The organism is Gordonia sp. 852002-10350_SCH5691597 (assembly GCF_001665715.1).
Lineage (GTDB): Bacteria > Actinomycetota > Actinomycetes > Mycobacteriales > Mycobacteriaceae > Gordonia > Gordonia sputi.
Window position 1 is genome coordinate 1 of the sequence record NZ_LZMO01000232.1, and the last position, 516, is coordinate 516.

Below are 516 nucleotides of genomic sequence, written 5' to 3' on the forward strand. Positions count from 1 at the left end.
CCGACACGGTCAGCCGCCGCCTGGGCTACCGCGGCTGACGCCCGTCGCCGCTCGCTGGTCGAGCTTGTCGAGACCACCCCGCTGCGAGCACCTACGCCCCGCCTTGTCGGTTGCGTGAGAGTTGTTGCAGCAGCACGTAATCCCCAGCAATGAGAGCCTTCCGTTTCCCACGGGACCAGTTCTGGACGCGCTTCTCCAACGCGTACGCCTCTGCGATGGTCGAGCATTCGTGTTGATAAACAAGCCGAACTGGCAGCCGGCAGCGCGTGTAGCGACTCCCCTGCCCGGAGTTGTGCTGCTCGACTCTGGACTCGACGTTCCGTGTGCTGCCCACGTAGTAGCTGCCGTCAGAGCACTCGAGGATGTACATGTAGCCGCTCATCCGACAACTATGCGCCCACAGATCTGCTGCCGAGATTCTCTATCCACAGGCCGCTTGGTGGTCTCGACAAGCTCGACCAGCGAGCGGCGACGGGCGTCAGCCGCGGTAGCCCAGGCGGCGGCTGACCGTGTCGG

1 protein-coding gene is annotated in these 516 nt (G+C 64.5%); it reads right to left on the bottom strand.

Annotation, left to right across the window (positions count from 1 at the left end; genetic code table 11):
* Positions 1 to 91: 91 nt before the first annotated feature.
* Positions 92 to 382: a GIY-YIG nuclease family protein gene (locus A5777_RS17145; protein WP_064863110.1), complete on the bottom strand. Its 291-nt coding sequence runs from the start codon at positions 380 to 382 to the stop codon at positions 92 to 94.
* Positions 383 to 516 lie beyond the last annotated feature (134 nt).